Origin of the sequence: Hydrogenophaga taeniospiralis (genome assembly GCF_020510445.1) — a bacterium.
Classification (GTDB): Bacteria; Pseudomonadota; Gammaproteobacteria; order Burkholderiales; family Burkholderiaceae_C; genus Hydrogenophaga.
Map to the genome: position 1 here is coordinate 4,189,658 of NZ_JAHBAG010000001.1, position 25,956 is coordinate 4,215,613.

Below are 25,956 nucleotides of genomic sequence, written 5' to 3' on the forward strand. Positions count from 1 at the left end.
GACCTGCCCAAACCGGGAACACCGCGGAACTGGCTCTGCCAGGCCGCAGGTGTTGCCCCCTTGAAAGGGGGTCACGCGCAGCGCGGCGGGGGTGATCACTGCTTCTCTATACCGGCGCGCTGGATCACGGCGCCCCAGCGCTGGATGTCGCTCGCCAGCAGCTCGGCGGCCTGCTCGGGCGTGCTGCCGCCGGCGTCGATGTTGAGGTCGGCCAGTTTCTTCTTCACCTCGGGCAAGGCGAGCGCGGCGTTGATGTCCTTGTTCAGCCGGTCGATCACCGGGCGCGGGGTCTTGCCCGGCGCGGCCAAGGCGTTCCAGGACGAGGCCACGAAACCCTTGACGCCCTGTTCCACCGCCGTGGGCACATCGGGCAACACCGTGGAGCGCTTCTGCCCGGTCACGGCCAGCGCGCGGAAGGTGCCGGCCTTGATGTGCGTGAGCGCGGGCCCGAGGATCTCCACCGCCACGTCCACCTGCTTGCCGCGCAGCGCACCGATCAGCGCGGGCGTGCCATTGAAAGGCACCACCTGCGCGTCGATGCCGGCGCTGGCCTTGAACAGTTCGGCCGCCAGATTCTGCGTGCTGCCGATGTTGATGCTGCCGATGTTGAGCTGGTCGGGGTGGGCCTTGGCAAAGGCCACCAGTTCGCCCAAGGTCTTGTGCGGCGAGTCGGCCGGCACCAGCACCGCGATGTCGAACGTGCCCAGGGTGGACACGGGCGCGAAGCTCTTGACGGTGTCGTAGGGCAGGCTCTTGAACAGGCCGGCCGTCACCGCCGTGCCGTTGGACATGAGAAACAGGGTGTGGCCATCGGGCTCGGCGCGCGCCACCGTGTCGGCCGCCACCACGCCGCCGGCACCGGGCCGGTTCTCGACGGTCACCGGCTGGCCCAGCGACCGGCTCATCTCGGCCGCCACGATGCGCGCCGTGAGGTCGCCCACGCCGCCGGCCGCGAACGGCACCACGATGCGCAGGCTCTTGCTCGGGAAGACCTGTGCCGTGGTGACCAAGGGTGCGGCGAACAACACCACGGCAGAGAGGGCCGTCAACACCATGCTGCGAGGACGGGCAAAGCAACGCATGTTCATGGCGTGGTCTCCAGTCTGCTTGAGGAAAAACCTATCCGACGTACTGCACCAGCCAGAGCGAGATTGGCGGAAACAGCAGCAGCAGCGTGGTGCGGAACACGTCGCTGATCAGGAATGGCATCACGCCCTTGTAGCTCTCACTGATCGGCACGCCCTTGGCCATGCCGTTCACCACATAGACGTTGAGCCCCACTGGCGGCGCCAGCAGGCCGAAGCCCACGGTCATCAGCACCATGATGCCGAACCAGATCGCCGTCATTTCCTGGCTCATGCCGAAGTCCATGGACATGACCATGGGGAAGAAGATCGGGACAGTCAGCAGGATCATGGACAGCTCATCCATCACCGCGCCCAGGATCACGTAGAACAACAGGATCGCGGTCACCACCATGAATGGCGACAAACCCCAGCCGTTGACAACCTCGGCGAGCATCGCGGGCACCTGGGTCAATGCGAGGGCCGAGTTCATCAGATCGGCACCAATGAAGATCATGAAGATCATCGCGCTGGCTTCGGCCGTCGCGTAGAAGCACTTCTTGACCTTGGCCCAGGTCAGCTCGCGCTTGAGCAGCGCGGCCACGAAGGTGCAGGCCGCACCCACGCCCGCACCTTCGGTGGGGGTGAACAGGCCGCCATAAATGCCACCGAAGACGATCAGGAACACCACGGCGATCGGCAACACACCCAGCAGCAGCTTGGCGCTCACGCGGGGCATGTTCTCTTCGTCGTGCTCGGGCGCCTGGCCGGGCACCAGACGCACATAGATCGCAATGGCGATGATGTAGCCCACCATGGCGATCACGCCGGGGATCATGGCCGCCGCGAACAGTTTGGCGATGTTCTGCTCGGTCAGGATGGCGTAGATCACGAGCGGCACCGAGGGCGGAATCAGGATGCCGAGTGTGCCGCCGGCGGCGAGCGTGCCGGTGGACAGACGGCCTGAGTAGCCGTGGCGCCTCATCTCGGGCAGGGCCACCGAGGTGATGGTGGCCGCCGTGGCGATGGACGAACCGCAGATGGCTCCGAAGGCCGCGCTGGCCATCACCGCCGCCATGGCCAAGCCACCGCGGAAGCGCGCCATGATGGTCGCGGCCAGCTCGAAAAGCGACTTGGAGATGCCGCCCTGGGTGGCGAAGTTGCCCATCAGGATGAACAGCGGGATCACCGACAAGTCGTAACTGGCGAAACGCGCGAACGCCAGGCCATTGAGGTTGTTCGAGAACGGCATCCAGCCGACCTGGCTGATGTAGCCAAAAATACCCGCGGTGAACATCGAAATGGCGATGGGCACACGCAGCGCCATCAGGAGCAGCATCACGCCGAAGATGGCACCCGCCATGGACAGGGAACTCATTGCGCCTGCTCCTCGAAGTTGCCCACAAAGGCCTGGCACAAGGCGATGACACTGGTCAAGCACAGGGGCGGCACGATCGCCGCATAGACGATCCACTCGGGAAAGCCGAGCATCATGGTCGTGGTCTGGGAATCGTAGGAGTTGATGCCCCCCACCACGGTGCGCCACGCCAGCAGGGTCATCACCGCCGCGAGCACCAGCGCGCCAAAGCGGTCGAGCACCGCGTTGATGCTGTCAGGCACCTTGGAGGTGAAGAAGTCGACGATGATGTTGCCGCGCTTGAGCTGGCACCATGGCAGAAACAGCGCCACGGCGGCACCGGCCGTCACGGCCGTGAGTTCATAGTCTCCCAGCAACGTGGTACCGATGGTGTTGCGGCCAATCAGGCTTGCACACGTCACCAGCGTGATGAGGGTCATCAAGACACCGGCCAGGATGGCGCAGAGTCTTGCCAGAGCAGATAACAGTTTCAATTGATCACCTTGAAAAACAGTGGGCGTGGCGCCAGAGAACGGTCGAATCTGCCACAGAAGGCGTCGGGCCGGTGCCTCAACCGATCCCGAAGGATTATCGTGCCCAGCGTGTGGGAGGCTTTCTGACGAAAAGCGCCCAACGCACGACGTCCCTGCGTGCCCGGCCACCCTCGCCGCCGGGGATTGTTCAACGAGCGTATTTGGCGATCAGTGCACGGGCCTCCGAGGCCAGCTTGGCGCCGTCGATGTTCTTGCCCTTCATCTCGGTGACCCAGTCGCTCTCCACCGTGCCGGCGGTGCGGCGCCAGCGCTGGGTCTCGGCCAGGTCCAGCGCCACGATGTTGTTGCCGGCCTTCTCGGCGATGGCGCGCCCCACCTTGTCGCCTTCGTCCATCGCCCGACCGAACAGGGCCGCGGTTTCGATGCCGGAGTTGTTGTCGATGACCTTCTTCAGGTCGTCGGGCAGCTTGCTGTAGGCCGCGCGGTTCATGGAGAACGCAAAGGTCTGGGTGTACAGCCCCTGCTTGCCGGCAAAGGTGGTGTGGTTCTTCACCAGCTCGCTCACCTTGAGCGCGGGCGTCACTTCCCAGGGAATGGTGGTGCCGTCAATGGTGCCCTTGGACAGCGCGTCGGTCACGGCCGGCACCGGCATGCCCACCGGCGTGGCCCCCAGCTTGCCCAGCATGTTGTTGATGATGCGCGAGCCACCGCGCACCTTCATGCCGCGCAGGCTCTCCAGCCCCGTCACCGGCTGCTTGGTGTGGAACAGGCCCGGGCCGTGGGTGTGCACCGCGATGAGCTTGACGTCCTTGAACTCGTCGGCGGCGAATTTCTCCACGTACTCCTGGAAGGCGCGCGAGGACTGCTCGGCCGAACCGCTCATGAACGGCAGCTCGAACACCTCGGACTTGTTGAAACGGCCCGGCGTGTAGCCCAGCACGGTCCAGGTGATGTCCACCACGCCGTCGCGCGCCTGGTCGAACAGCTGTGGTGGCGTGCCACCCAGTTGCATGGCGTGGAACAGCTGGATCTTGATGCGGCCGCCCGACTCGGCCTCCACCTTCTTCGCCCAGGGCACGATGGCCTTGGCGGGAATCGTGGCCTGCTGGGGCAGCATCTGGTGCAGCCGCAGGGTCACGCTCTCCTGGGCAAAGGCAGCGCCAGCGAACAAGGTGCCGGCGGCAGCGCCCAGGGCGGCCAGCGCGGTTCGGCGTTTCATGGTTTGCATACAAGTCTCCAGTCGTTAAAGAGGTCCGGTTCAGGCCCGCGCCAGTGGGACGCAACACCTGAGAGTGTGTCGAACTGTGACCCGGAACCCGTGTGCTGCCCAGACCGGAACGCTTCTTTCAGCTATATCAATGCGTTATGAGAAGTGACCCGGCATGACAAAACCAAATACCCATTGGACAAACGCACGCACCAGAAGAAACGCGCCAACCCCTGCCGGTGCTGGCGCGTCCGATCACGTGCAGGGCATGCCAGGCTCGGTGGCCCGCGTGCCCTCTCAGGCGATTACTTCGTGTGCTTGGCGATCAGCGCACGGGCCTCCGAGGCCAGCTTGGCGCCGTCGATGTTCTTGCCCTTCATCTCGGTGACCCAGTCGCTCTCCACCGTGCCGGCGGTGCGGCGCCAGCGCTGGGTCTCGGCCAAGTCCAGCGCCACGATGTTGTTGCCGGCCTTCTCGGCGATGGCGCGCCCCACCTTGTCGCCTTCGTCCATCGCCCGACCGAACAGGGCCGCGGTTTCGATGCCGGAGTTGTTGTCGATGACCTTCTTCAGGTCGTCGGGCAGCTTGCTGTAGGCCGCGCGGTTCATGGAGAACGCAAAGGTCTGGGTGTACAGCCCCTGCTTGCCGGCAAAGGTGGTGTGGTTCTTCACCAGCTCGCTCACCTTGAGCGCGGGCGTCACTTCCCAGGGAATGGTGGTGCCGTCAATGGTGCCCTTGGACAGCGCGTCGGTCACGGCCGGCACCGGCATGCCCACCGGCGTGGCCCCCAGCTTGCCCAGCATGTTGTTGATGATGCGCGAGCCACCGCGCACCTTCATGCCGCGCAGGCTCTCCAGCCCCGTCACCGGCTGCTTGGTGTGGAACAGGCCCGGGCCGTGGGTGTGCACCGCGATGAGCTTGACGTCCTTGAACTCGTCGGCGGCGAATTTCTCCACGTACTCCTGGAAGGCGCGCGAGGACTGCTCGGCCGAACCGCTCATGAACGGCAGCTCGAACACCTCGGACTTGTTGAAACGGCCCGGCGTGTAGCCCAGCACGGTCCAGGTGATGTCCACCACGCCGTCGCGCGCCTGGTCGAACAGCTGTGGTGGCGTGCCACCCAGTTGCATGGCGTGGAACAGCTGGATCTTGATGCGGCCGCCCGACTCGGCTTCCACCTTCTTCGCCCAGGGCACGATGGCCTTGGCGGGAATCGTGGCCTGCTGGGGCAGCATCTGGTGCAGCCGCAGGGTCACGCTCTCCTGGGCAAAGGCAGCGCCAGCGAACAAGGTGCCGGCGGCAGCGCTCAGGGCGGCCAGCGCGGTTCGGCGTTTCATGGGGGCCATGCTTGTCTCCTGTGGTTGAAAAAACGGTTCGATGGCCGGGTGCGGGCCGTCAGCGGCGGCGCCGGATGAGTCTGATCGCCGACACGGCCGCGGGCCACGGCTCCGACGGATGCGCCGCGAGCACCTCGGCGAGGTTGCGCCGGGCCAGCCGGGAGTGCTCGCGCATGATGGCCTCGGCCCGCGCGCCCTCGCGCTGCTCGATCGCATCGAGCACTTGGTGGTGCTGGTCCTGCGCCACCGCCAGCATGTCGCGCGCACGGGTGGAATGGGCCCGCAGCAAGACGAAACCCGAGGGTGAGGCAAACGGCAGACTGGCTGCGCGCTCCAGCTGGCGCGAAATGGTCGGGCTGTCGGCCAGTTCGTGCAACAGGGTGTGGAACTGGCTGTTGAGCGCCACGTAGGCCGAAAAACCCTCGTCGCTGAGACTGGGCACCGCGAGCACCGCATCGATGCTGGCCAGACAGGCCCGGGCCTCGGCCAGCACCACCGCCGGAGCGCCCCGTTCGGCCGCCAGCCGGGCCAGCAGGCCTTCGAGCGTGCCGCGCAACTCGATGGCATCGGCCACGTCGCGCTCGGAAAAGCTCTGCACCACATAACCGCCGGCGGGCAAGGCCTGAAGCAGACCTTCCTGCTCCAGACGCACCAGGGCCGCGCGGATGGGCGTGCGCGACATGCCCAGGCGCTCGACGATCGCCAGCTCGGCGATGCGGGTGCCGCCGGCCAGCTCGCCCGAGAGGATGAGCTCGCGCAACCGCAACAGGGCGCGCACCTGGGCGCTCTCGACAAAGGTGGGCCCCTGGCCAGCTGGCGTATCGGCGGGGCGTTCCTGGAGCGTGGTCATGGATACGCAATGTATACAGAAACACCCCAAAAACCCCCAGCAAGGGCCCTGTATCAGGGAAATCCATGAGGCAATGTATCCATCCCAAGCGGTGTTGTGTTGGCTACGATGCATGCGAGATCGACTTTCAACACCGGAGACACCATGACACTGCGCACCACCCCACCCTTCCGGGCCGACCATGTCGGCAGCTTCCTGCGCCCCGCCTACCTGCTGGAGGCGCGCGACCGGTTCTTCAACCAGAAGACCCTCAGCGCCGAAGCGTTGCGCGCCGTCGAAGACAAGGCGATCACCGAGATCGTGAAATTCCAGGCCGACGTGGGCCTGCGGTCCATCACCGACGGCGAGTTCCGCCGCACCTATTTCCACATCGATTTCCTCGAACAGCTCGGCGGCGTGAAGACCGACATCCCGGTCACCATCGTGCGGCCCGACGGCAGCGAAGAACTCGCGCCGCCCGTCATCCGCGTGATCGACAAGGTGCGCCACGCGAAGAACATCCAGCTGGCCGACTTCCAGTACCTGAAAGGCCAGGTGGAAGCGCTGGGCATCACCGGCCTGGTGCCCAAGGTCACCATCCCCTCGCCCACCATGCTGCACTTCCGTGGCGGGCGCGCCGGCATCAGCAAAGAGGCCTACCCCGAGCTCGACCCGGTGTTCTACGACGACGTGGCCAGGGCCTACGGCCAGGAGCTGCAGAGCCTGGCCGACGCAGGCTGCACCTATGTGCAGATGGACGACACCAACATGGCGTATCTCTGCGACGAAAAAATGCGCGAGGCCGCCCGCCAGCGCGGTGACGACCCCAACGAACTGCCGCACCGCTACGCGTGGTTCATCAACAAGGTGGTGGCGCACAAGCCCGCCGGCATGACGCTGGCCATGCACCTGTGCCGCGGCAATTTCAAGAGCACGCACGCGGCAGCCGGCAACTACGAGCCGGTGGCCGAGGCGCTGCTGTCGGAAATGAACCTGGACGCCTACTTCATGGAGTACGACGATGACCGTTCGGGCGATTTCCGCCCGCTGCGCTTCCTCAAACCGGGCAAGACCGTGGTGCTGGGCCTGGTCACCACGAAGTTCGGCCAGCTTGAAAGCAAGGACGACCTCAAGCGCCGCATCGAGGAGGCCGCGCAGTACGCCCCGCTGGAGCAGCTGTGCCTGTCACCGCAGTGCGGCTTCTCCAGCACCGTGCACGGCAACAACATCGCCGTGGAAGACCAGCGCCGCAAGCTGGCGCTGGTGGTGGAGACCGCCAGGGAAGTCTGGGGAGGTCTTTGAGCCACCCCTGTGCCGCGACGCGGCGCAGGGTGTCACTTCTCGTATTTCGAGATCAGGGCCTTGGCCTCGCTCACCAGCTTGCTGCCGTCGATGTTCTTGGACTGCATGTCCTTGACCCAGTCGGACTCCACCGTGCTGGCGGTGCGGCGCCAGCGCTGAACTTCCGCCAGCTCCAGTTCGCTGATCTTGTTGCCCGCCTTGATGGCCAGGTCACGCCCGACCTTGTCGCCCACATCCTGCGTGCGTGCGATCAGGGCGCTGAATTCGGCGCCCGAGTTGTCGTCGATCACCTTCTTCAGGTCCGGCGGCAGCTTGTTGTAGGAGGCCTTGTTCATGGCCACCACGAAGGTGGTGACGTACAGCGCACGATCACCGGCAAACGTGGTGTGGTTCTTCACCAGCTCCTGCACCTTCAGGGCCGGCGCCACTTCCCAGGGGATGGTGGTGCCGTCGATCGTGCCCTTGGACAAGGCATCGGTCACCGCCGGCACCGGCATGCCCACGGGCGTGGCGCCCAGCTTGACCAGCATGTTGTTGACCACACGCGTGCCGCCGCGGATCTTCATGCCGTGCAGGCTCTCCAGACCGACCACCGGCTGCTTGGTGTGGAACAGGCCCGGGCCGTGGGTGTGGAAGGCCAGCACGTGCACGTCCTTGTACTCGTCCATCGCGTTTTTCTGGACATAGTCCCAGAGCGCGCGCGAGGTCTTTTCGGCCGACAACCCGGCGATGAAGGGCAGCTCGAACACCTCCGTCTTGGGGAAACGACCGGGGGTGTAGCCCTGCAGGGTCCAGACGATGTCGACCACACCATCGCGCGCCTGGTCGAACAGCTGCGGGGGCGTGCCGCCCAGCTGCATCGAGCTGTACATCTGGATCTTGATGCGACCCTTGGATTCTTCCTCGATCTTCTTGGCCCAGGGCATCAGCGCCTTGGAAGGCACCGTGCCCTGCTGGGGCAGGAACTGGTGCAAGCGCAGGGTGACCTCCTGCGCGAACGCGCCCGCACTGGCCGAAACCGCCAGGGCCAGCGCCGCCACTTTGAATGTCCAGGATCGCATGAATATCTCCGGTTGGTGGCCTGTTCGCGGGCCGGATGAGAGGTTGGCAACCCGTTCAGGAGCGCCGCCAATCGTTATTTTCCATAACAATAGGCGTGCTGACTGCCTAGGACTTACCCCTAACCCGCGGCGAAGACACCGAACCGGTATCAGCGCGTGTGGTCCGCGAAAAGGCGGTGCAGCCCACCCCAGCGCTCGCTGAAGATGCCCGGGTCCATGGTTTTCAGGTCCCTGATGATGGGCTTGAAGGCCATGTGGGCCAGCACATCGCGCTCCAGATCCACGCCGGGCGCGATCTCGGTCAGCTCCAGGCCTTCCTCGCACAGGCGGAACACCGCACGCTCGGTGATGAACACCACCTGCTGCTGGCGCAGCGCGGCGTCGTGGCCGTTGAAGGTGATCTGTTCCACCTGCTCGATGAACTTGCGCGCCTTGCCCTCCTTGACGATGGTGAGCCGGCCGTCGCCCACCTTCACATCCAGCCCACCGGCGGTGAAGCTGCCGCAGAACACCAGCTTCTTCGTCGAACGCGTGATGTTGACGAAGCCCCCACAACCCACCGGGCGGCCGTTGAACTTGCTGACGTTGACGTTGCCGTGCACATCGGTCTGGGCCAGGCCGAGGAAACTCGCGTCCAGGCCGCCACCATCGTAGAAATCGAACTGAGAACTCTGCTCGATGATGGACTCGGCGTTGTAGGCCAGACCGAAGTCACCCAGCTGTGCGGGAATGCCGCCGTTCACGCCCGATTCGATGGACAGCGTGAGCAGGTCGGACACCCCCTCTTCCGCCGCCACGGTGGGAATGCCGGCCGGTATGCCGATGCCCAGGTTGGTGATGGCGCCGGGTTTGACCTCCATGGCCGCGCGCCGCGCAATCACCTTGCGCTCGTCCAGCGGCATGGGCTCCAGGCTGTTCGTGGGCACCTTGATGTCGCCGCACAGCGCGGGGTTGAACTGGGTGGCGATGGACTGCATGTGGTTCTCCGGCTTGCCGATCACCACGTAGTCCACCAGCAGCCCGGGCACCTTGACCGCCTTGGGGTGCAGGCTGCCGGCCTTGACCACCGCTTCCACCTGGCAGATCACGATGCCGCCCCAGCGCTTGGCCGCTTGGGCAATGGAGAGCTGTTCCAGCAGCATGCCCTCCTTGTCCAGTGTGATGTTGCCGCGCTCGTCGGCCAGCGTGCCGCGGATGATGGCCACGTCGATCTTGGGCGGCGCGTAGTACAGCCACTCCTGGCCCTCGAACGCCACCAGCTTGACCAGGTCTTCCGTGGAGCGGCTGTTCATCTTGCCGCCCTCCTGGCGCGGGTCCACGAAGGTGCCCAGGCCCACCTGGGTCAGCAGGCCGGGCGAGCGGTTGGCGATCTGGCGCGTGAGGTGCGAGAGCGAGCCCTGCGGAAAGTTGTAGGCCTCGACCTCGCCGTCGAACACCATCTTCATCATCTCCTTGCCGGTCTGGCCGAAGTGACCCGCGACCACGCGCTTGATCATGCCCGCGTGGGCGAAGTGCTTCATGCCCGCCTCACCCGAATTGCCCACCGCGCCACAGGCCCAGGTGGTCAGGTTGCGCGGGTGGCCGGTGTTGAGGAACGTGCGCTCCACCCCCTGCAACACCTCTTCCGGCAGGCTGGTGACGGCCAGGCCACCCAGAAAGATCGTGGCGTCGTCGGCAATGAGGGCGCCGGCTTCGTCGGCGGTGATGACTTTCATGGATGGCTCCAAAAACAGATTCGAGAAAAGAAGAAAAAAGATTCACCAAGGAAACCAGAAGCGGCTGGAGCGCCCACCCCCAAACCCAGGGCTGCCAAAGATCCGGCTCCGCCGGTCCAAGGCAGCGCCCCCCTTCAAGGGGGGTCGCGCGCAGCGCTGCGGGGGGGGGGGGGGGTTACACCTCCACCAGCAACGCCATGCCCTGCCCGCCGCCAATACAGGCACTGCTGATGCCGTAGCGCAGCCCCCGGCGGCGCAGCTCGCGCGCCAGCGTCACGGTCAGGCGCACGCCGGTGGCGGCCAGCGGGTGGCCCAGCGCGATGGCACCGCCATTGACGTTGAGTTTGTCGCGGTCCAGCCCGAGTTCACGCTCCACAGCCAGGGTTTGGGCACCCTGGGCCTCGTTGATCTCGAACAGGCCGATGTCGTCCAGCGTGAGCTCGCAGCGCTCCAGCAGCGCGCGGATGGCCGGCGCCGGGCCGATGCCCATGATCTCGGGCAGCACGCCGACCGCAGCCGCACCCACCAGGCGGGCCAGCGGCTTCAAGCCGTTGCGCTTCACGTAGGCATCGCTGGCCACCAGGGCGCCCACGGCGCCGTCCACCAGCGCGGAGCTGTTGCCCGCGGTCTGCACACCTCCGGCGTACACCGTGCGCAACTTGGCCAGCGCTTCCACCGGCGAGGGCCGCGGGTGGGTGTCGTGGGCCACCTGGTCCACCTTGCGCGGCAGGCGGATGCCCCGCGTGTGGTACCCATCGAGCACAAAGTCTTCGTTGACCACCGGCACGATCTCGCCCGCGTGAAAGCCGTCGGCCTGGGCCTTGAGCGCGCGTTCGAACGACTGCGAGGCGAAGGCGTCCACGTCGGCGCGGCTGATGCCGTATTTCTTCGCCAGGTTCTCGGCGGTCTCGATCATGGTGACCGGGCCGGCGGTGTCGTTCAGCGCCTCAACCAGGAAGTCCTTGAACTCCACCGGCGCGCCCAGCTTGAAGCCGCTGCGGTGGGTGTAGGCAGCGATCGGGTTGCGCGACATGGACTCGGTGCCCACCACCAGTGCCAGCTCGGCGTAGCCCAGCGCGATCTGGTCGGCCGCCTGGCGGAACAGTTCGAAGCCGGTGCCGCAGATGCGCTGCGCCAGGATCGAGGGCACCGCCAGGGGCACACCCGCGTACAGGCCGATGTGGCGCGGCAGCACGAAGGCGTCGAAGTCGGCCTGCGCCATGGAGCCGGTGATCACCGAGTCCACATCCGCGGCGGCCACGCCGGCGCGTTCGATCACGGCGCGCGCGACCTTGATGCCCATGTCGGTGGGCGAGAGCAGGCCAAACGCGCCGCAGTAGTCCACCATCGGCGTGCGCACGCCATCGAGCAGCCAGGCGTTGGAGAAACGGGCAGAGAAGTGTTTCATGGCATCAACCCTTGCGGCTGTCGGTCACGCGGATCACGGTGGCGTAGCCGCTGTCGCCCGCGGCGCAGCCGGTGAACAGACCCACACCGCCACCGCGCAGCACCAGCTCTTCGATCATCTCGATGATGGCGCGCATGCCCGTGGGCGCCTGCGGGTGGCCCCAGATGATGGAGCTGCCGTAGTTGTTCATCTTCTGCCAGGCAAAGCCGGTGTCGCGCGCCAGCGCGATGTCGTTCACGGCGAACGGGTTGTGGGTCTTGATGACGTCGATGCCACCGATGTCCAAGCCGGCATTCTTCATGGCGTTGATCGCGGCGGGCGAAGGCGCCATGGGCATGTAGCCCGGCTCCACGCGGGCCATGCCAAAGCCCAGGATCTCCACTTCAATGCCTTTGTCGGTGGCCACCGCACGCGCCCGCTCGCGGGTGGTCACGATGGCACCGGCGTTGCCGTCGGCCGGGTGGGTCTGGCCACCAAAGGTGATGGTGCCGCCCTCTTTCACCGGTTTGAGCCGGGCCAGGCCCTCGGCCGTGGTGGGGAAGATGCCCTCGTCCACGGCGAGCGCACCGGTCTGCTTGCGGAACTTCGAGTCCGACAGCGGCGCGTCCACCATGTAGCGTTTCTGGAAGGCGCGCTCGCCGGCCAGCGCGTCCAGGTACTGGTGGTAGCGGTGCAGCTTGAGTTCGTGCTGTTCGGCGGTGCTGATGCCGTAGCGCGCGGCCACGTTTTCGCCGGTCTGCAGCATCGGGTTCTTCGCATAGGGGTCGTGACCCATGTTCTCGGGCACCCAGTGTTCGGTGATGCCGTAGCCGCCCGTGCCCGAGGGGTCGGGGTAGTACACCACCGGCCCGTTGGACTGGCGGTCCGCCATCACCAGCAGCGCGCATTGCGCGGTGCCGCACACCACTTCCTGCGCGGCCATCTGCAGCGCGCGCACGCTGGTGGCGCAGGCCTGCTGCACGGTGGGGCCGGCCACGCGGTCGATGCCCATCAGGCCGGTCACGTAGGGCAAGCCATAGAAGCTGCCCTTTTGCGGGTTGGTCATGCCCAGCAGGCCCAGGTCGATCTGCGCCATGTCGAAACCACGCGCGGCCAGCGCCTGTTTGCCCACCGCCGCGGCCAGCGGCAGAGCGTTCATGTTGGCCAGCGAACCCTGCCATTTGGCGAAGGGCGTGGACCAGTAGATACCGTAGGGAATGAAGGCTTGCATTCGGCTTGTCTCCTGTGTGGATTGGAATGGAAATGGCCCACTGAAGGCGGGTCTGAAACGGCGACCTAGGACAAACCCTAGTCCTGGGAAAAACGACCGGTTTGCGTGTTGTGGGGTCCGATGTTTGGTTATAAACTATAACCAGATATTTTCGTTTGAGCAAGGAACCTCCATGTCGATCGCCTCCATTTCCGCCGACCTCTCACTTGAAATCCGGGGCGCCGTGGCGATCGTCCGGCTCACCCGGGCGGCCAAGCGAAACGCCATCAACGACGGCCTCGTCCTGAGCCTGCGCAACGTCTTCGAAGGCTTCGGCCCCGAGGTCAAGGCGGCCGTGATCGAAGGCGAAGGCGAACACTTCTGCGCCGGGCTTGACCTGAGCGAAATCAGCGAGCGCGACGCGGTGCAAGGCATGCACCACTCGCGCATGTGGCACAAGGCGCTCGAAGCGGTGCAGTTCGGCCCGGTGCCGGTGATCGCCGCGCTGCACGGCGCGGTGGTGGGCGGCGGCCTGGAGCTGGCCAGCGCCACCCACATCCGTGTGGCCGACGAATCCACCTTCTACGCGCTGCCCGAAGGCTCGCGCGGCATCTTCGTCGGCGGCGGCGGCTCGGTGCGGGTGCCGCGCCTGGTGGGCGTGGCGCGCATGACCGACATGATGTTGACCGGCCGCGTCTACAACGCGCAGGATGGCGAACGCGCCGGCTTCGCGCAGTACCTGGTCCCCCAGGGCCAGGCGCTGAACAAGGCGATCGAGCTGGCGGAGAAGATCGCGCAGAACGCGCCCACCACCAACTTCGCGCTCACCCACGTGCTGCCGCGCATCGCCGACCAGAGCGCCGACCACGGCCTGATGACCGAGGCGCTGATGGCCGCCATCGCGCAGTCCGCGCCCGAGGCCAAGGAGCGCGTGAAGGCCTTCCTGGAAGGCCGCGCCAACAAGGTGCAAAAAGGCTGAGCCTGCCGCTTCCCCGCCAGCGCCCGCGCAAGCGGGCCAGGCCCGACAAAGGGCCGAATGCCACAACGACGATCCGGAGACAAGACATGAACACCGAGACCCCTCAGCACAAGTACCGGCCCATGGAATTCGGCGTGCCCCGTGTGGTGGTGCGCGAAGGCAGCAGCGGTGTGCGCTATGTGCGCGGCGAACCCGAGCTGCTGCCCTACGCCCGCACCATGGGCGAGCGCCTGGCGCACTGGGCGAAAAACGCGCCGGATCGCACCCTGTTCGCGCGCCGCGTGCGCCACGCCGATGGCACGGCCGGCGACTGGCAGCACCTGAGCTTCGCGCAAGCACTCGACGGTGCGCGCCGCATCGGCCAGGCGCTGCTGGACCGCGGCCTCGACGCCGAGCGCCCGGTGGTGATCCTGAGCGAAAACGATCTGGAACATGCCCTGCTTTCGCTGGCCTGTCTGTATGTGGGCGTGCCCTACTGCTCCACCTCGCCGGCCTACTCCATCGTCAGCACCGACCACGGCAAGCTCAAGCACGTGATGAGCACGCTCACTCCGGGCCTGGTGTTCGCCAGCGACGGTGCGCGCTTCGCCAAGGCGCTCAACGCCGCGGTGCCGGCCGACTGCGCCGTGGTCCTGACCAGCCTGGGCGGCTACAGCCGGCCCGCGGGCGAGCTGCTGACTTTCGAACAGCTGCTGGCCACCGAGCCCACCGCCGCGGTGGACGAGGCCCACGCCCGCGTCAGCCCGGACACCATCGCCAAGTTCCTGTTCACCTCGGGCTCGACCAAGATGCCCAAGGCGGTGATCAACACGCACCGCATGTGGTGCGCCAACCAGCAGCAGATGCGCCAGTCCATGACGCCGCTGACGCAGGACCCCCTGGTGCTGGTGGACTGGCTGCCCTGGAACCACACCTTCGGCGGCAACCACAACTTCGGCATGGTGCTCTACAACGGCGGCACGCTCTACATCGACGACGGCAAGCCGGTGCCCGCGCTCATGGGCGAGACCCTGCGCAACCTGCGCGAGATCGCGCCCACCGTGTACTTCAACGTGCCCACCGGCTTCGAGGTGATCGCCGACGTGATGAAGACCGACGATGTGCTGCGCAAGAACCTGCTCAGCCGTGTGCGCATGTTCTTCTACGCTGCGGCCGCCTTGTCGCAGCCGATCTGGGATGCGCTGCACGAATGCCAGGAACGCGAAATCGGCGAGCGCATCGTCATGTGCACCGGCCTGGGCATGACCGAGTCCGGCCCGTTCGCGCTCTCGGTCAACAGCGCCGACGTGAAGGCCGGTGACTTGGGCGTGCCCACGCCCGGGCTGGAGATCAAGCTGGTGGACATGCAGGGCAAGATCGAGGTGCGCTACAAGGGACCGAACGTCACCCCCGGCTACTGGCGCAGCCCCGAAGCCACGCAGGAAGCCTTTGACGAAGAAGGTTTCTTCTGCAGCGGCGACGCCGTGACCTGGATCGACCCCGACGACCTGCACAAGGGCTTGCGCTTTGACGGCCGCATCGCCGAAGACTTCAAGCTCAGCACCGGCACCTTCGTGAGCGTGGGGCCGATGCGCGCCAAGGTGATCGCCGCCGGCGCACCGTATGTGCAGGACGTGGTGCTCACCGGTCTGAACCTCAAGGAAGTGGGCGCCATGATCTTCCCGACCCAGCACGTGCGCACCCTGAGCGGCCTGCCCGCGAGCGCGCCCATGGCCGAGGTGCTGGACAACGCCTACGTGAAGGAACACTTCCAGCACGTCATCACCCAGTTGGCCAAGACCTCCACCGGCAGCGCCACGCGCATCGCGCGCGCCATCGTGCTGGCCGAGCCGCCGTCCATCGATCTGGGCGAGATCACCGACAAGGGCTCGATCAACCAGCGCATGGTGCTCAAGCACCGCGACGCCCTGGTGCAGGCCCTGCACGACGACACCGCCCCGAACATCATCAAACCCCAAGCCTGAAAGCGAACACCACCATGAACATCCAAGGACACGCAGCACTGGTCACCGGCGGCGCCTCCGGCCTGGGCGAAGCCGTCGCGCACGAGCTCGCCCGCCAGGGCGCCAAGGTCGCCGTGCTCGACGTCAACACCGCGCTGGCCGAGAAGGTGGCGGCCGAGATCGGCGGCGTGGCCTGCGCCTGCGACATCACCAACACCGAGAGCGTGACCGCCGCCATCGCCAAGGCGGCCGCGGCCCACGGCCCGGCGCGCATCCTGATGAACATCGCCGGCATCGGCACCGCCAAACGCATCGTCGGCAAGGACGGCAACGCCGCGCCGCTGGAAGACTTCGCCCGGGTGATCAACGTCAACCTGATCGGCAGCTACAACATCAGCCGCCTGTTCGCCGCCGAGTGCGTGAAGCTGGCCCCGATGGAAGACGGCGAGCGCGGCGTGATGATGTTCACCGCCTCGGTTGCGGCCTTCGACGGCCAGGTGGGCCAGCAGGCCTACAGCGCCTCCAAGGGTGGCCTGGTGGGCATGACCCTGCCCATGGCGCGCGATCTGGCGCAACACGGCATCCGCGTCTGCACCGTGGCACCCGGCCTGTTTGCCACGCCGCTGATGAAGCAGTTGCCCGAGCCGGTGCAGCAGTCGCTGGCCGCGTCGATTCCGTTCCCCTCGCGCCTGGGCAAGCCGGAAGAGTTCGCGCAGCTGGCCGCGCACATCGTCACCAACGGCCATCTGAATGGTGAGGTGATCCGGCTCGACGGTGCCCTGCGCATGGCGCCACGGTGAACACGCTTCGCAAGACACTTCTCTCCGAGGCCCGTTCCATCCATGTCCAAAACCGTCGTCTTTGAGGTCGAGGTGATGTTCGGTGACTGCGATCCCGCGGGCATCGTCTTCTACCCGAACTTCTCGAAGTGGATGGACGCCTCGTCGTTGAACTTTTTTCGCCGGTGCGGCGTGCCGCCCTGGCGCGAGCTGATCCGCACGCGCGGCATCGTGGGCACGCCGCTGCTGGAGGTGCGCAGCCGCTTCTTCCATCCGGCCTCGTACGGCGACCGCCTGCGCGTCCACACCCACGTGAGCGAATGGCGCGCCAAGGTCTTCACCCACCACCACGTCATCTACCGCGATGACCTGGTGCTCTGCGAAGGCAGCGAGACCCGCGCCTTCGTGGTCCACCCGCCCGGCGAACCCGACCGCATCAAGGCCATCCCGGTGCCAGAGGACATCCGGGCGCTGTGCTGCGACGCATAGAAAAACAACAAGCATTTCCCTGCTCTTTCCCCAAACCACCCTCAACGAGGAGACATCCCATGAAACACATCAAGACCCTGGTCGCCCTGGCCATCACCACCCTGGCGGGCGCCGCGCAGGCGGACATCAACATCGGCGTGAGCTTGGCGCTCACCGGGCCGGGCTCCGGCCTGGGCATCCCGATGCAGAACCAGTTCAAGCTGTTCCCCAAGACCATCGCGGGTGAAAAAGTCAACCTGATCGTCCTGGACGACGCCACCGACCCCGGCAAGGGTGCGGCCAACGCGCGCCGCTTCGTCACCGAAGACAAGGTGGACATGATCATCGGCTCGTGCATCACCGCCGTGGCCGCCGCCATGAGCGACATCGCCACCGAAGCCGGCACGGTGCAACTGGCCGGCTCGCCCGTGGGCCTGCCGCCCGGCAAGGACAAGTGGGTGTTCCGCCTGCCGCAGTCCAACACCGTGATGGGCCACGCCATGGTCGAGCACATGAAGAAGCAGGGCGTGAAGACCCTGGGCTTCCTGGGCTACACCGACGCTTACGGTGAACAGTGGCTCAAGGAAAGCGCCCCGCTGCTGGAGAAAGCCGGTATCAAGCTGGTGGCCACCGAGCGCTTCGCCCGCACCGACACCAGCGTGACCCCGCAGGCGCTCAAGATCAACGCCGCCAACCCCGACGCGGTGCTGATCGTGGCCTCGGGCAGCGGCGCGGCCATGCCGCACATGGCCATGGTGGACCGTGGCTTCAAGGGCAAGATCTACCAGACCCACGCCGCGGCCACGCAAGACCTGATGCGCGTGGGCGGCAAGGCCGTGGAAGGCGCTTTCGTGGTCTCCGGCCCGGCCGTGATCGCCGAGCAGTTGCCCGACAGCCACCCGTCCAAAGCGGTCGCCGTGGACTTCGTGCAGAAGTACGAAAAGGCCGTGGGCGCCGGCCTGCGCAACCAGTTCGCCGGCCACGCCTACGACGCGCAGATCACGCTGGAGAAGGTGATCCCCATGGCGCTCAAGAAGGCCAAGCCGGGCACGCCCGAGTTCCGCGCCGCCATCCGCGACGGCATGGAAACCATGGGCCGCACAATCTTTTCGCACGGGGTGATGAACTGGACGCCCACCGACCACTGGGGCTTCACGCTGGAAACCGGTGTGATGCTCAAGGTCGTCGACGGCAAATTCAAAGTGGAGTGATTCGGAGCACCCCCCTGCGCCGCTGACGCGGCTTCCCCCCTCTCTGGCGCGCCTTCGGCGCTGGGAGGGGAGACGGCATCTCGGGCCGGCAGAGCCGGACCCTTGATGCCGCTGGAAGGAGGCACTTCGCGCGTTGCGAGGTCCTCTTACTCCCTCGCCCCTTTGGGGAGAGGGCTGGGGTGAGGGGCAGGCGCGAAGGGGGCTTTCTTCGGAAGGTCTTGGTGCGTCACCGTTTGAAGTTCTTTTCCGCGCTTACTTTTTTTGCTAAGGGTCTGTATGGATTTCTCCATTGCCAGCATTCTTCTGCTGGACGGCTTGACCAACGGTGCCGTGTACGCCCTGCTCGGGTTGGCCACGGTGCTGGTGTTCACGGTCACCCGCGTCATCTTCATTCCCCAGGGGGAGTTCGTCGCCTATGGCGCGCTCACCCTGGCCATCTTCCAGACCGGCCAGGTGCCGGGCACCGTGTGGCTGTTGCTGTTGCTCGCTGGCGTGGCCGCGCTCATGGAGCTCTCCAGCCGCTGGCAGCACCACCGCAACGCGCTCACGGCGGTCAAGGCCGCGGGCCGCATGCTCATCGTGCCGCTGCTGGTCTCGGGCGTCGCCATCTGGGCCGCGCCGCAGCAGTTTCCGCTGGCCGTGCAGGCCGCGCTGAGCGTGGCCATCGTCACCGTCTATGGCCCGCTGGTCTACCGCGTGGCCTACCAGTCGCTGGAGAGCGCCACGCCGCTGGTGCTGCTGATCGTCTCGGTGGGCGTGCACTTCGCCATGACCGGTCTGGGTCTGCTGTTCTTTGGCGCAGAGGGTTTTCGCAACCCCAGCTTCTGGGACCTGCGGCTGAACGTCGGGCCGATCATGCTGTCGGGCCAGGCCATCATCACCGCGCTGGCCACCATCGCGCTGATCGTGCTGCTGTGGCTGTATTTCGAGCGCTCGCTGCGCGGCAAGGCGCTGCGCGCCACCGCGGTCAACCGCACCGGCGCGCGCCTCATGGGCATTTCCTCACACGCCTCGGGCCAACTCACCTTCACCATGGCGGCCTTCATTGGTGCGCTCTCGGGCCTGCTGATCGGCCCGACCACCACGGTGTTCTACGACTCGGGCTTCCTCATCGGCCTCAAGGGCTTCGTGGCCGCCGTGGCCGCGGGCCTCTCCAGCTACCCGGGCGCGCTGGTCGCGGCGCTGTTCGTGGGCGTGATCGAGGCTTTCGGCTCGTTCTGGGCCAGCGCCTTCAAGGAAGTGATCGTGTTCACGCTGATCCTGCCGGTACTGCTCGTCCGCTCCCTGCGCAGCGGCCACTCGGACGAGGACCACTGACATCATGAAAAACCTTCAAAACAAAGGCCTGCTGGTCCTCGCGGCGGCCATTCCCCTGATCGCGGTGCTGCCCCTGCCCGACTTCTGGATCACCCAGCTCAACTACATCGGCATGTACAGCATGACGGTGATGGGCCTGGTGCTGCTCACCGGTGTGGGCGGGCTCACCTCGTTCGGCCAGGCGGCGTTCGTCGGCATCGGGGCCTACACCACGGCCTGGCTCACGCTCAACACCGGCATCTCGCCCTGGCTCACGCTGTTCATCGGCATGGGCCTGACCGCCGCCAGCGCGCTGCTGGTGGGCCTGATCACACTGCGCATGTCGGGCCACTACCTGCCGCTGGCCACCATCGCCTGGGGCCTGTCGCTCTACTACCTCATGGGCAACCTGGACGCGCTGGGCAAGTACGACGGGCTGCTGGGCCTGCAGAGCCTGTCCATCGCCGGCTTCGACATCGGCCAGGGCCGAGGCTTCTTCGTGCTCACCTGGGCCATCCTGCTCGCCTTCGCCGCGGCCTTGCTGCACCTGCTGGACTCGCGCGCGGGCCGCGCTATCCGCTCGCTCAAGGGCGGCTCGCAAATGGCCGAAGCCATGGGCATCAGCACCTTCCGCTACAAGGTCACGATCTTCGTGCTGGCCGCGCTGTTCGCGTCCGTGGCGGGCTGGCTGCTCGCCCACTTCCAGCGCACGGTCAACCCCTCGGCCTTCGGCCTGAAGATGGGCATCGAGTACCTGTTCATGGCGGTGGTCGGCGGCGTGGGCCATGTGTGGGGCGCCATCGTCGGCGCGGGCCTGATCCGCGTGCTCGAAGACCAACTGCAGGTGCTGCTGCCAAGGCTCATCGGCACCAGCGGCAGCTACGAGGTGATCGTGTTCGGCATTGCCCTGGTGGTGGTGCTGAAGTACCTGCCCGACGGCCTGTGGTCCATGGTGGGCAAACGCGTGCCGCGCCAACCCCGCGCGGTGGACTGGGCGCAGGCCGAAGCCCTGCCCGAGCGCGCCAAACCCGCGGCCGGCGAGCTGGTGCTCGACGTGAAGAAAGCGCGCATGCAGTTCGGGGGCCTGGTGGCGGTCAACGACATCAGCTTCCAGATCCAGGCCGGCCAGATCGTGGGCCTGATCGGCCCCAACGGCGCGGGCAAGTCCACCACCTTCAACCTCATCACCGGCGTGTTGCCGGCCACGCGCGGCGAGGTGGTGTTCCAGGGCGGCAACATCAGCGGCAAGCCCTCGCGCGAGATCGCGCGCCTGGGCATGGCGCGCACCTTCCAGCACGTCAAGATGATCCCCGACATGACGGTGCTGGAAAACGTGGCCCTGGGCGCGCACACCCGTGGGCGCAAGGGCGTGCTCACCGCCATGCTGCGCGCCAACCGGGCGGAAGAAAAGCAGCTGTTCCGAGAGGCGCAGCGCCAGCTCGAACGCATCGGCATGGGCGACCACCTGCACGAGCAGGCCGGCAACCTCGCCATGGGCCCGCAGCGGCTGATGGAGATCGCGCGCGCCCTCTGCGCCGACCCGACCCTGCTGCTGCTCGACGAACCCGCGGCCGGCCTGCGCCACCAGGAGAAGCAGGCCCTGGCCGGTGTGCTGCGCCAGTTGAAAGGCGAAGGCATGAGCATCCTGCTGGTGGAACACGACATGGACCTGGTGATGCAGATCTGCGACCACCTGGTGGTGATGGAGTTCGGCACCCTGCTCACCCAGGGCCCACCCGCGCAGATCCAGCAGGACCCGAAAGTCCGCGCGGCCTACCTCGGCACGGAGCATTGACATGAGCAACCCCATCCTTCAAGTCAAGGGCCTGCGCGCCGGCTACGGCCGTGCCGAGGTGCTGCACGGCATCGACATCCAGGCCGAGCCGGGCAGCGTCATCACCGTGATCGGCCCCAACGGCGCGGGCAAGTCCACCCTGCTCAACACCCTCATGGGCATCCTGCCCGGCAAGGGCCTGATCGAGTTCCGCGGTCAGGACATCGCCACGCTCACGCTGGAAGAGCGCGTGATGAACGGCATGTCGCTGGTGCCCGAGAAGCGCGAGCTCTTCGGCACCATGCCGGTGGAAGACAACCTGCTGCTCGGCGGCTTTCGCCAGATGCGCCTGGGCAACGCGCAGTGGCGCAGCCGGCTCGACGACGTGTACACCCTCTTCCCCCGCCTGCAGGAACGCCGCACCCAGCTCGCCGGCACGCTCTCGGGCGGCGAGCGCCAGATGCTGGCCGTGGGCCGCGCGCTCATGTCGCGCCCCGACCTGCTCATGCTCGACGAGCCCAGCCTGGGGCTGGCGCCGTTGATCGTGCGCGAGATCTTCTCCATCATCCAGACGCTGCGCCAGACCGGCGTGACCATCGTGCTGGTGGAGCAGAACGCGCGCGCCGCCCTGCAGGTGGCCGACCACGGCTACGTGCTGGAGATGGGGGAGCTCAGCGCACAGGGCCCGGCCAGCGAGCTGGCCAGCGACCCGCGCGTGATCGAAACCTACCTGGGCACCGCGCGCCAGGCCGCCTGAGCCTCCGCCGGCCCACTCTTCACGCCCGCCCCGCCATGAACGCCTACCAGCCCCGCCTGGCCGATCACCACTTCATCCTGCTCGACGTGCTGCGGGCGCCGCGGACCCTGGCCGAGCTGCCCGCGCTGGCCGAACACGCCGACCCCGACCTGCTGCGCCAGGTGCTGGAGGAAGCGGGCAAGTTCGTCGGCGAGGTGGTGGCGCCGCTGAACCGCGAGGGCGACGAGGTGGGCGCGCAGTGGCGCGACGGCGCGGTGACCATGCCGCCCGGTTTTCGCGACGCCTATCAGGCCTTCTGGCAAGCCGGCTGGCCTTCGCTGGCCTGCGCGGTGGAAGACGGCGGCCAGGGCCTGCCCGCCGTGCTTGAAGCCCAGCTGTACGAAATGCTCAGCGCCGCCAACCACGGCTGGACCATGGCACCGGGCCTGCTGCACGGCGCCTACGAGTGCATCAAGCACCACGCGTCGGACGGGCTGAAATCGACCTACCTGGAGAAGATCGCCAGCGGCGAATGGCTCGCCACCATGTGCCTGACCGAGCCCCACGCCGGGTCGGACCTCGGCCTGGTGCGCACGAAAGCCCTGCCCCTGCCCGATGGCCGCTTCGCGCTCAGCGGCACCAAGATCTTCATCTCCGGTGGTGAACACGACCTGAGCGACAACATCGTGCACCTGGTGCTCGCGCGCCTGCCCGACAGCCCGCCCGGCCCGAAAGGCCTGTCGCTGTTCCTGGTGCCGAAGTTCTACCAGGACGGCGCCAGAAGCCCGGTGGTGTGCGAGCGCATCGAGGAAAAGATGGGCCTGCACGGCAGCCCCACCTGCGTGATGCGTTTTGACGACGCCCCGGGCTGGATCGTGGGCGAACCCGGCAAGGGCCTCAACGCCATGTTCGTCATGATGAACGCCGCGCGCCTGCACGTGGGCCTGCAGGGCATCGGCCTGCTCGAAGCCGCCTGGCAGAAAGCCGACGCCTACGCGCAGGAACGCCGCCAGATGCGTGCGCCGGGCAATACGAGCAAGGCGGCGCCCGTCCACGCGGTGAACGGCGTGGGGGCCACAGTTCAGGCAGATGCCATCGCCCTGCACCCGGCGATGCGCCGCATCCTCGACACCCAGCGCGCCTGGATCGACGCCGGGCGCGTCATCGGCTACCGCACGGCGCTCGAACTCGACACCCAGAAACACCACCCCGACGCCGCACGGCGCGAGGCCGCTGCGCGCTGGTGCAGCCTGGTCACCCCGGTGCTCAAAGCCGCCTGGACCGACCAGGCCTTCCACGGCGCCAGCGCCTGCCTGCAGGTCTTCGGCGGCCACGGCTATGTGCGCGAGTGGGGCATCGAGCAGCACGTGCGCGACGCTCGCGTGGCGATGATCTACGAAGGCACGAACGAGATCCAGGCGATCGACCTGCTGCTGCGCAAGGTGTTGCCCGACGGTGCGACCGCGCTCAGGACCCTGCTGGCCGAGCTGGCCGTCGAGCTGAGCGACAGCCCCGCCGCCACGCGCACTCGGCAGGCCATGGCGCGCTTGGCCCGCTTCACCGGTGAACACCTGCTGCCCCACACCCAGGCCGCCGGCGCCGCCCCCGACACCCCCTACTGGCTGGCCGACGACTACCTGCGCGCGCTGGCCCTGGTGCTCATGGCCTGGGCCTGGTCGCGCATTGGCGCCACCGCGGGCGCCGAGGCCGGGCGCTGGAGCCAGGCCCAGGCCGGTTTCTGGCGCTGGGTCTGGCCCGAATTCGAGATGCGCCTGAGCATGCTGGAAGCCGGGTTGACGCCCGCTTGACCTGCATCACCGGCACCCATCGGCCACCGCGCTATCCTCGCCCCATGCCCGAGACCACCGCCCCCACCGCCCCGCCCCGCGCCCGTGCACCGCGCAAGACCAGCGCTCGCGCCACCGTGCCGGCCGCACCCCAGGCCCCCAGCGCCACGCCCGAGCTCGACACCGCCTACCTCGAAACCCTGCTGGGCTACAACGCCCGGCGTGCGGCGCTCACGGTGATCTCGATATTCCTGCCGCGCATGGCGCCCTATGGCCTGCGACCGGTGGATTTTTCGGTGCTCTCGCTGATCGGCCACAACCCCGGCGTGACCTCGCGCCAGCTCTGCGCGGCGCTCGACATCCTGCCGCCCAACCTGGTGGGCATGATCAAGAGCCTGGACAAACGCGGCCTGATTGAACGCCGCCCCCACCCCACCGACCGCCGCGCCCAGGGCCTGCACCTGTCGGCCGCCGGCAAGAAGCTGCAGCGCGCGGCCCAGGCCACCGCGACCCGGCTGGAGCGGGAAGCCACGCACGCGCTGTCGGAGGACGAGGTGCAGACCCTGATCGGCCTGCTGCGCCGGGTCTACCTCCGCTAGGAGCCTGTCCATCCGGATTTGTCCGCATCAACCGCCCGGTGTGCGGACAAATGCACAGCCCGGGGCTTTACGGCCCTATTGCTGCAGTGCACACAGCTAGCAAACGGGTAGCAACGCACGATCTGGCCTATAGTGGCATCGTCCGCCCGCCTGAGGTTGGGTCAGGAGAACCGCATGAGTGCCAGAGACAACACCGCCGTGATCCAGCTCTACACCCTGCTGGAGGCTCGCTATGCCTTGCGGGTGATCTGGGCGCTCAGCGACGGCCACCCCCAGACCTTTCGCCTGCTGCAAGACAGCGTGGGCGGCGTCACCCCCAACACCCTGAACACCCGCCTGAAGGAACTGCGCGCGGCCCGGCTGGTGGACCACACCGGTGACGGCTACCGGCTCACGAGCCAGGGCGCCGATCTCGCACGCCGCCTGAGCGAGGTCCAACCGTTCGCCAGCAAATGGGCCCACCAGCAGGCCCGCGCGGCCGCGGTCCCACTGTCGGCGCGCGGCCCGATGAACTGAGAACGCCCCCGGGCATCGGACCAGGGTGCCCCCCGGCCGGTCAGGACATAAAATCACGCCCCGGGTGAGCGGGCCGATGCCCGCCACCGCCCCCCGACAGCCCACACAACGCGCCGCTGGCACCGGTCCGACCGGTTTTCAGCGCGCCGCGGGCTGTGGCGAACGGGCCGCATGCGCTGCCCGCCCCGCGCCAGAAAGCGCGGTTTCCGTCCACGCCGCCCCTTGAAAACCGGGTCAAAGACCCTATTTGCTTCGCAAAGCTTTTTTCTTGACCGCCTCTCGCTGAGGCCTTACCTGAACCCCCACGCTCATGAGCCCTACGCCCGAGAACGCCGCCAACCCACCGGTCCAGACCTCTGAAACCACCACATCGGATCCCGTGAGCGAAGCGGAAGCCCTCGCCGCGCAGGCCGCCAACACGGCAGACGCCCAGGCCGCGCTGGCCAACGAGCTGGCCACCCTCAAGGCGCAGAACGCCGACCTGGCCGACCAGTTCCTGCGCGCCAAGGCCGAGGCCGAAAACGCCCGCCGCCGCGCCGAAGACGAGATCAGCAAGGCCCGCAAGTTCGCGGTGGAGAGCTTCGCCGAGAGCCTGCTGGCCGTGGCCGACAGCCTGGAAGCGGGCCTGGCCATCCAGGAAGCCACTCGCGAGCAGTTGCGCGAAGGCTCCGAGGCCACGCTCAAGCAGCTGAAAAGCGCGCTGGAGCGCCACAAGGTGCTGGAAATCGCCCCCGCGGCCGCCGCCCGGTTCGACCCGCACCAGCACCAGGCCATCAGCATGGTGCCGGCCGCCCAAGAGCCCAATACGGTGGTGGCCGTGCTGCAAAAGGGCTACCTGATCGCCGACCGCGTGCTGCGCCCCGCGCTGGTCACGGTGGCGGCCCCGAAATAGGGCTTTTGTGAGG

General features: G+C 67.0%; 23 protein-coding genes and 1 pseudogene. 13 read left to right on the forward strand and 11 right to left on the reverse strand.

Translation table 11 applies throughout. The annotated features are described in order from the left end of the window. Positions 1-95: 95 nt before the first annotated feature. From KIH07_RS20095 to KIH07_RS20120, 6 genes are all read right to left on the reverse strand, one after another. Positions 96-1,088, reverse strand: coding sequence for a Bug family tripartite tricarboxylate transporter substrate binding protein (locus tag KIH07_RS20095; RefSeq protein WP_226493651.1), 993 nt, complete (start codon positions 1,086-1,088; stop codon positions 96-98). Between the two features lie 31 nt (positions 1,089-1,119). Beyond that, positions 1,120-2,442 carry a TRAP transporter large permease gene (locus KIH07_RS20100; RefSeq protein ID WP_226493652.1) on the reverse strand — a complete coding sequence of 441 codons (1,323 nt, stop codon included), beginning with the start codon at positions 2,440-2,442 and terminating at the stop codon, positions 1,120-1,122. Next, a complete protein-coding gene (locus KIH07_RS20105; protein WP_226493653.1) occupies positions 2,439-2,915 on the reverse strand; it encodes a TRAP transporter small permease in 477 nt (158 codons plus the stop codon). Before KIH07_RS20105 ends, KIH07_RS20100 begins: the two co-directional genes overlap by 4 nt. Positions 2,916-3,102: 187 nt before the next feature. Further along, positions 3,103-4,134, reverse strand: coding sequence for a TRAP transporter substrate-binding protein (locus KIH07_RS20110; RefSeq protein ID WP_319004832.1), 1,032 nt, complete (start codon positions 4,132-4,134; stop codon positions 3,103-3,105). Between the two features lie 293 nt (positions 4,135-4,427). Continuing rightward, the gene (locus KIH07_RS20115) at positions 4,428-5,459 is read right to left on the reverse strand and encodes a TRAP transporter substrate-binding protein (RefSeq protein WP_319004833.1); all 1,032 of its coding nucleotides are present in this window, start codon (positions 5,457-5,459) and stop codon (positions 4,428-4,430) included. 58 nt (positions 5,460-5,517) lie between these two features. Beyond that, a complete protein-coding gene (locus tag KIH07_RS20120) occupies positions 5,518-6,309 on the reverse strand; it encodes a GntR family transcriptional regulator (RefSeq protein WP_226493656.1) in 792 nt (263 codons plus the stop codon). Between the two features lie 144 nt (positions 6,310-6,453). Between KIH07_RS20120 and KIH07_RS20125 the strand changes: the two genes are divergently transcribed. Continuing rightward, positions 6,454-7,590: a 5-methyltetrahydropteroyltriglutamate--homocysteine S-methyltransferase gene (locus KIH07_RS20125; RefSeq protein WP_226493657.1), complete on the forward strand. Its 1,137-nt coding sequence runs from the start codon at positions 6,454-6,456 to the stop codon at positions 7,588-7,590. A 32-nt stretch (positions 7,591-7,622) separates the two neighbouring features. On the opposite strand, the gene KIH07_RS20130 is transcribed toward KIH07_RS20125, so the two are convergent. The 5 genes and pseudogenes from KIH07_RS20130 to KIH07_RS25570 all read right to left on the reverse strand — a co-directional run. Continuing rightward, positions 7,623-8,651: a TRAP transporter substrate-binding protein gene (locus KIH07_RS20130; RefSeq protein WP_226493658.1), complete on the reverse strand. Its 1,029-nt coding sequence runs from the start codon at positions 8,649-8,651 to the stop codon at positions 7,623-7,625. 149 nt (positions 8,652-8,800) lie between these two features. Continuing rightward, the gene (locus KIH07_RS20135; RefSeq protein WP_226493659.1) at positions 8,801-10,366 is read right to left on the reverse strand and encodes an acyl CoA:acetate/3-ketoacid CoA transferase; all 1,566 of its coding nucleotides are present in this window, start codon (positions 10,364-10,366) and stop codon (positions 8,801-8,803) included. Between the two features lie 175 nt (positions 10,367-10,541). Further along, complete coding sequence (locus KIH07_RS20140) at positions 10,542-11,774, reverse strand: thiolase family protein (protein ID WP_226493660.1); 1,233 nt, start codon at positions 11,772-11,774, stop codon at positions 10,542-10,544. 4 nt (positions 11,775-11,778) lie between these two features. After that, on the reverse strand, positions 11,779-12,207 hold the full coding sequence (locus tag KIH07_RS25565; protein WP_413465808.1) for a hypothetical protein: 429 nt from the start codon (positions 12,205-12,207) through the stop codon (positions 11,779-11,781). A gap of 48 nt (positions 12,208-12,255) precedes the next feature. After that, positions 12,256-12,984 (reverse strand): annotated as a pseudogene (locus KIH07_RS25570) (thiolase family protein); the annotation flags it as partial. Positions 12,985-13,156: 172 nt separating this feature from the next. On the opposite strand from KIH07_RS25570, the gene KIH07_RS20150 reads away from it, so the two are divergent. The 12 genes from KIH07_RS20150 to grpE all read left to right on the forward strand — a co-directional run bounded on the left by KIH07_RS20150 (position 13,157) and on the right by grpE (position 25,943). Further along, entirely contained in the window at positions 13,157-13,942 is a 786-nt protein-coding gene (locus tag KIH07_RS20150) for a crotonase/enoyl-CoA hydratase family protein (RefSeq protein WP_226493662.1), read from the forward strand. A gap of 86 nt (positions 13,943-14,028) precedes the next feature. After that, positions 14,029-15,906: a feruloyl-CoA synthase gene (locus KIH07_RS20155; RefSeq protein WP_226493663.1), complete on the forward strand. Its 1,878-nt coding sequence runs from the start codon at positions 14,029-14,031 to the stop codon at positions 15,904-15,906. 14 nt (positions 15,907-15,920) lie between these two features. Next, positions 15,921-16,685 carry an SDR family NAD(P)-dependent oxidoreductase gene (locus KIH07_RS20160; RefSeq protein WP_226493664.1) on the forward strand — a complete coding sequence of 255 codons (765 nt, stop codon included), beginning with the start codon at positions 15,921-15,923 and terminating at the stop codon, positions 16,683-16,685. A gap of 42 nt (positions 16,686-16,727) precedes the next feature. Further along, entirely contained in the window at positions 16,728-17,153 is a 426-nt protein-coding gene (locus KIH07_RS20165; RefSeq protein WP_226493665.1) for an acyl-CoA thioesterase, read from the forward strand. A 59-nt stretch (positions 17,154-17,212) separates the two neighbouring features. Next, entirely contained in the window at positions 17,213-18,343 is a 1,131-nt protein-coding gene (locus KIH07_RS20170; RefSeq protein WP_226493666.1) for an ABC transporter substrate-binding protein, read from the forward strand. A gap of 276 nt (positions 18,344-18,619) precedes the next feature. After that, on the forward strand, positions 18,620-19,660 hold the full coding sequence (locus KIH07_RS20175; protein ID WP_226493667.1) for a branched-chain amino acid ABC transporter permease: 1,041 nt from the start codon (positions 18,620-18,622) through the stop codon (positions 19,658-19,660). Between the two features lie 4 nt (positions 19,661-19,664). Beyond that, entirely contained in the window at positions 19,665-21,434 is a 1,770-nt protein-coding gene (locus KIH07_RS20180; RefSeq protein WP_226493668.1) for an ABC transporter permease subunit, read from the forward strand. Between the two features lies 1 nt (position 21,435). Next, positions 21,436-22,170, forward strand: coding sequence for an ABC transporter ATP-binding protein (locus tag KIH07_RS20185; protein WP_226493669.1), 735 nt, complete (start codon positions 21,436-21,438; stop codon positions 22,168-22,170). Between the two features lie 35 nt (positions 22,171-22,205). Then, complete coding sequence (locus tag KIH07_RS20190) at positions 22,206-23,957, forward strand: acyl-CoA dehydrogenase family protein (RefSeq protein ID WP_226493670.1); 1,752 nt, start codon at positions 22,206-22,208, stop codon at positions 23,955-23,957. A 44-nt stretch (positions 23,958-24,001) separates the two neighbouring features. After that, positions 24,002-24,535: a MarR family winged helix-turn-helix transcriptional regulator gene (locus KIH07_RS20195; protein ID WP_226493671.1), complete on the forward strand. Its 534-nt coding sequence runs from the start codon at positions 24,002-24,004 to the stop codon at positions 24,533-24,535. A 174-nt stretch (positions 24,536-24,709) separates the two neighbouring features. Continuing rightward, a complete protein-coding gene (locus KIH07_RS20200; RefSeq protein ID WP_226493672.1) occupies positions 24,710-25,051 on the forward strand; it encodes a winged helix-turn-helix transcriptional regulator in 342 nt (113 codons plus the stop codon). A 310-nt stretch (positions 25,052-25,361) separates the two neighbouring features. Next, positions 25,362-25,943 (forward strand): nucleotide exchange factor GrpE, encoded by a 582-nt coding sequence (grpE, locus tag KIH07_RS20205; RefSeq protein WP_226493673.1) that lies wholly within the window; start codon positions 25,362-25,364, stop codon positions 25,941-25,943. Positions 25,944-25,956 lie beyond the last annotated feature (13 nt).

Coding starts and splice junctions, on each gene's coding strand:
- KIH07_RS20095 (WP_226493651.1), bottom strand. CDS start 1,088: ATGAACATGCGTTGCTTTGCCCGTCCTCGCAGCATGGTGTTGACGGCC.
- KIH07_RS20100 (WP_226493652.1), bottom strand. CDS start 2,442: ATGAGTTCCCTGTCCATGGCGGGTGCCATCTTCGGCGTGATGCTGCTC.
- KIH07_RS20110 (WP_319004832.1), bottom strand. CDS start 4,134: ATGAAACGCCGAACCGCGCTGGCCGCCCTGGGCGCTGCCGCCGGCACC.
- KIH07_RS20115 (WP_319004833.1), bottom strand. CDS start 5,459: ATGAAACGCCGAACCGCGCTGGCCGCCCTGAGCGCTGCCGCCGGCACC.
- KIH07_RS20120 (WP_226493656.1), bottom strand. CDS start 6,309: ATGACCACGCTCCAGGAACGCCCCGCCGATACGCCAGCTGGCCAGGGG.
- KIH07_RS20125 (WP_226493657.1), top strand. CDS start 6,454: ATGACACTGCGCACCACCCCACCCTTCCGGGCCGACCATGTCGGCAGC.
- KIH07_RS20130 (WP_226493658.1), bottom strand. CDS start 8,651: ATGCGATCCTGGACATTCAAAGTGGCGGCGCTGGCCCTGGCGGTTTCG.
- KIH07_RS20135 (WP_226493659.1), bottom strand. CDS start 10,366: ATGAAAGTCATCACCGCCGACGAAGCCGGCGCCCTCATTGCCGACGAC.
- KIH07_RS20140 (WP_226493660.1), bottom strand. CDS start 11,774: ATGAAACACTTCTCTGCCCGTTTCTCCAACGCCTGGCTGCTCGATGGC.
- KIH07_RS20150 (WP_226493662.1), top strand. CDS start 13,157: ATGTCGATCGCCTCCATTTCCGCCGACCTCTCACTTGAAATCCGGGGC.
- KIH07_RS20155 (WP_226493663.1), top strand. CDS start 14,029: ATGAACACCGAGACCCCTCAGCACAAGTACCGGCCCATGGAATTCGGC.
- KIH07_RS20160 (WP_226493664.1), top strand. CDS start 15,921: ATGAACATCCAAGGACACGCAGCACTGGTCACCGGCGGCGCCTCCGGC.
- KIH07_RS20165 (WP_226493665.1), top strand. CDS start 16,728: ATGTCCAAAACCGTCGTCTTTGAGGTCGAGGTGATGTTCGGTGACTGC.
- KIH07_RS20170 (WP_226493666.1), top strand. CDS start 17,213: ATGAAACACATCAAGACCCTGGTCGCCCTGGCCATCACCACCCTGGCG.
- KIH07_RS20175 (WP_226493667.1), top strand. CDS start 18,620: ATGGATTTCTCCATTGCCAGCATTCTTCTGCTGGACGGCTTGACCAAC.
- KIH07_RS20180 (WP_226493668.1), top strand. CDS start 19,665: ATGAAAAACCTTCAAAACAAAGGCCTGCTGGTCCTCGCGGCGGCCATT.
- KIH07_RS20185 (WP_226493669.1), top strand. CDS start 21,436: ATGAGCAACCCCATCCTTCAAGTCAAGGGCCTGCGCGCCGGCTACGGC.
- KIH07_RS20190 (WP_226493670.1), top strand. CDS start 22,206: ATGAACGCCTACCAGCCCCGCCTGGCCGATCACCACTTCATCCTGCTC.
- KIH07_RS20195 (WP_226493671.1), top strand. CDS start 24,002: ATGCCCGAGACCACCGCCCCCACCGCCCCGCCCCGCGCCCGTGCACCG.
- KIH07_RS20200 (WP_226493672.1), top strand. CDS start 24,710: ATGAGTGCCAGAGACAACACCGCCGTGATCCAGCTCTACACCCTGCTG.
- grpE (WP_226493673.1), top strand. CDS start 25,362: ATGAGCCCTACGCCCGAGAACGCCGCCAACCCACCGGTCCAGACCTCT.